The sequence below is a fragment of the Pseudomonas sp. genome (assembly GCF_028293835.1).
Taxonomy (GTDB): Bacteria; Pseudomonadota; Gammaproteobacteria; order Pseudomonadales; family Pseudomonadaceae; genus Aquipseudomonas.
Genome location: NZ_JAQGNX010000185.1, coordinates 1 through 4,015 on the forward strand (window position 1 = coordinate 1; position 4,015 = coordinate 4,015).

General features: G+C 59.7%; 4 protein-coding genes. 1 reads left to right on the forward strand and 3 read right to left on the reverse strand.

The features are described from left to right. Positions 1-276 (reverse strand): redoxin family protein (locus JWR17_RS26235; RefSeq protein WP_299836338.1); only part of this gene is annotated, 276 nt, incomplete at its 3' end. 140 nt (positions 277-416) lie between these two features. Here JWR17_RS26235 and JWR17_RS26240 point away from each other — a divergent pair. Next, a complete protein-coding gene (locus tag JWR17_RS26240; protein ID WP_299836341.1) occupies positions 417-1,823 on the forward strand; it encodes a M20/M25/M40 family metallo-hydrolase in 1,407 nt (468 codons plus the stop codon). Positions 1,824-1,826: 3 nt separating this feature from the next. Here JWR17_RS26240 and mltG read toward each other — a convergent pair whose 3' ends face one another. Beyond that, positions 1,827-2,780 (reverse strand): endolytic transglycosylase MltG, encoded by a 954-nt coding sequence (mltG, locus tag JWR17_RS26245; protein ID WP_299836344.1) that lies wholly within the window; start codon positions 2,778-2,780, stop codon positions 1,827-1,829. After that, positions 2,780-4,015: beta-ketoacyl-ACP synthase II (gene fabF / locus JWR17_RS26250; RefSeq protein ID WP_299836347.1), on the reverse strand; the 1,236-nt coding region annotated here is incomplete at its 5' end. The genes mltG and fabF, both read right to left, overlap by 1 nt.

Consider the following 4,015-nt stretch of genomic DNA (forward strand, 5'->3'; position numbering starts at 1 on the left):
GTTGTACATCACGAAAGCATCGTTGACGGACACGCAATAAAGCTCATCCATGCCAAGGCTTTTCATCTCGTCATATCCGGCTTCAAAACCGGGAAGCTGCTTCGACGAACACGTTGGCGTGTAGGCGCCGGGCAGGCCGAAAATCACGACGCGCTTGCCCTTGAACAAGTCACCGGTGGAAACATCCTGCCAGCGGAATGGGTTTGGCCCTTCCACGGTCTCATCGCGAACGCGGGTTTTCAGGGTTACGTTGGGAACTTCACGACCGACGTGCATCGGGGTCTCCTCTGTTTGGATAATCTTGAAAGGACGGGGCGTCCTCGACACCGCATATGAGGATGCTAACCCCCGATGCCAAGGGTGCTTTACGACTAATCGTTCAGCGAATAGCTTGAGCAGGACCAAGGGGAATTAGCATGATCGTCAGGACACTTGCCGCCGCGTTGCTCGCATCTGCCGCTTTCGCGCCCGCGTCGGCGCAAACCATACGTGCCGACCAGTCCGCCTTTCGCGCACTTTATCAGGAATTGGTCGAAACCAACACGACGCTTTCGGTCGGAAGTTGCACTGACGCGGCCGCCAAAATGGGCGCGCGACTAAAGGCGGCCGGATTTGCCGACGCTGACATCACCTATTTCTCTACCCCGGAGCATCCCAAGGAGGGCGGTCTGGTCGCGGTCCTGAAAGGGAGCGATGACAGGATCAAGCCGATGCTGTTGCTCGCTCACGTCGATGTGGTCGAAGCCAAGCGAGAGGACTGGACGCGCGATCCGTTCAAACTCATCGAGGAAAATGGATTTTTCTATGCGCGCGGAGTCATGGACGACAAGGCGATGGCCGCGATCTGGACCGATGCGATGATCCGCTTCCGCAAGGAAGGCTATAAGCCGAAGCGGACCATAAAACTGGCGCTGACCTGTGGCGAGGAAACCAGTTACGCATTCAATGGCGCGCAATGGCTGACCAGGAATCGGCCCGATCTGATTGCGGCCGAATTTGCGCTGAATGAAGGCGGCGGTGGACGGCTGGATCCTGATGGAAAAAAGGTTGCGCTGGCTATTCAGATTGGCGAAAAAGCCGTCCAGAACTATCGGATAGAGGCGACCAACCCCGGTGGCCACAGCTCGCGTCCCGTTCCCGACAATGCGATCTACGAGCTGGCCGACGCCCTGCGCGCTGTCCGCAGCTATGAATTTCCCGCCAAGTTCACCGACACGACGCGGGCATTTTTCACTCAAACCGGGAAAACAGTTGGGGGTGAGATGGGTGCGGCGATCACAACGTTGCTGGCAAATCCGGGTGATTCAGCGGCTGACAAGATCGTCTCATCCGACGCCACGTTTCATTCGACGCTGCGGACGACCTGTGTCGCGACTTTGCTCGACGGCGGCCATGCCAACAACGCGCTTCCGCAGAGGGCGGGCGCCAATATCAATTGCCGGATTTTCCCCGGTGAAACCAATGAAACGACAAGCACGGCGCTGAAAACGGCGATCAACGATCCAAAAATCACGCTGACACTTGTTCCCCCACTGCGGCCGATTGCCAAACCTCCGGCTCTCGACCCGAAGATCATCGGGCCTGCGACCGCCGTTGCCGCAAAGCATTTCCCCGGTGTGCCGATCCTGCCGATGATGTCGACCGGGGCGACGGACGGCATCTTTCTCGAAGCGATCGGCATCCCGGTCTACGGGGTTCCCGGTATTTTTGCCGAGACAGACTTCAACGGCATTCATGGACTGAACGAACGGCTGCGCGTGCGGTCGCTCTATGAAGGCCGCGATTATCTATACGATCTGGTCAAAATGTATGCCGCGAAATAGCGGCTACATTTCCCCGCGCGCACGACGCAGGGCATAGTATTTCTGCACGTTGGCGCTGTGCTGCGACAGAGTATCTGCGAACGACGAACCGCCTGTCCCGTTAGCCACGAAATACAGCGCCTGCGTGGGAGCAGGATCGAGCACGGCGAGGATGGACGCCTTGCCCGGATTGGTGATCGGCCCAATCGGCAGGCCCGACTTCCGATAAGTGTTATAGCCATTCTCGGCCTGTAACTCGGACCGCAGGATACGACGGCCCAGCGGTTTTCCGCGCGTCACTGGATAAATCGTCGTCGGGTCGGCCTGCAATGGCATCGCGCGCTTGAGCCGATTGGAATATACACCCGCAACCATCCGGCGCTCGCTCGCCAGCGCCGTTTCCTTTTCCACGATCGACGCAAGGATGATTGCGGCCTCGGGCGTGGTCACCGCTGTCGTGGGTTTCCGGGTCTTCCAGGCATTTGCCAGTGCCGTCTGCATCGCCTTCTGCATCCGTCCGACAACCGCCGCCCGGCTTTCGCCACGCGTATAGGCATAGGCATCGGGGAGCAAAGATCCCTCCTGCGGGATCGCGATGTTGCCTGTCAGCAATGGCGTCGCCATCAGTTTTTCCTGAACCAGGATCGACGGCATTCCTTCCGGAATCACGACAAAACGCTGCAGCGTGCGACCCGATTGCAGCAGTCTCAGGATCGCTTCCGGCCCCATGCCCCGCGCGATATGATACTCACCCGGCTTGATCGGAGCCTTGCTCCCAAACAGTTTTGCATCGGTCAGGAACGCGCGCGATGACTTGATCGCCCCATTTTCCTCCAGCGTCTTTGCAGCCGACGTCAGGCTGGATCCGACCGGAATAACGACGTTGACGTCACGCGGCGCGCCGCCCGCGTTCCGAAACAGGGTAACCGCGATGAATGCCGCGACGATCAGCAACGCGACAATCAGCAGCCGACGCATCAGATTGCCTTCATCACCAGACTGGCATTCGTGCCGCCAAATCCGAAGCTGTTGTTCAGCACGGCTTTAACCTTACGCTCCTTGGCTACGTGGGGCACGAGATCGACGCCCACGCAGCCTTCGCTTGGATTGTCGAGGTTCAGCGTGGGAGGAACGATCTGGTCGCGCAGCGCCAGAATGCAGAAGATGCTCTCGATTGCACCCGCACCGCCAAGCAAATGCCCGGTCGCCGACTTGGTCGAACTCATCGAAGCCGTATCCAGCGCACTGCCGAACAGGCGACGAACAGCCCCCAGCTCGAGCTCGTCACCCAATGGCGTCGATGTGCCGTGCGCGTTGATGTAATCGATGTCCGACAGTTCTAGGCCGGACTTGCGCATCGCCATCTGCATCGACCGGAACGCGCCCGAACCCTCAGGATGCGGCGCGGTTACATGATACGCATCGCCCGACAGGCCGTAACCGATTACCTCGGCATAGATTTTCGCGCCGCGCTTCTTGGCATGCTCATATTCTTCGAGGACGATGACACCGGCACCCTCACCCATCACGAACCCGTCGCGATCGACGTCATAGGGACGCGATGCCTTTTCGGGCGTGTCATTGAACGCTGTAGAAAGTGCGCGAGCCTGCGAGAATCCGGCGATACCGAGTGGGCAAATCGCACCCTCTGCTCCGCCAGCCAGCATGACGTCGGCGTCATCGTCCCGAATCATCCGCGCCGCGTCGCCAATCGAATGCGCGCCGGTGGAGCAAGCCGTGACGACTGCATGGTTCGGGCCCATCAGGCCGTATTTGATGCTGACCTGTCCCGAAATCAGGTTGATCAGCCGCCCGTGGACAAAGTGCGGTGAGACACGGCGCGGACCGCGTTCGTGCAGGACGATCGATTCGCTGGCGATACCGGGAAGGCCGCCGATGCCCGAACCGATCGAAAGCCCGGCGCGAAACCGCTGTTCCTCGGTCATGTCGGTCAGGCCGGCATCCTCGAGCGCCTGTCCGGCGGCATCGATGCCAAAGATGATGAACGGATCGACCTGCCGCTGAACCTTGTGATCAACGCGCTTGTTCGGGTCGAAACCGTAAGGATGGTCGGCGGGCTTCACCTCCATCGCGATCCGGCAGGCGTAGTCGGTCGCGTCGAAGCGCGTGATCGGCCCGGCTCCGGATTTGGATGCCAAGATATTGGCCCAAACGGTTTCCACGTCAGCGCCCAATGGCGTGACCATACCCAA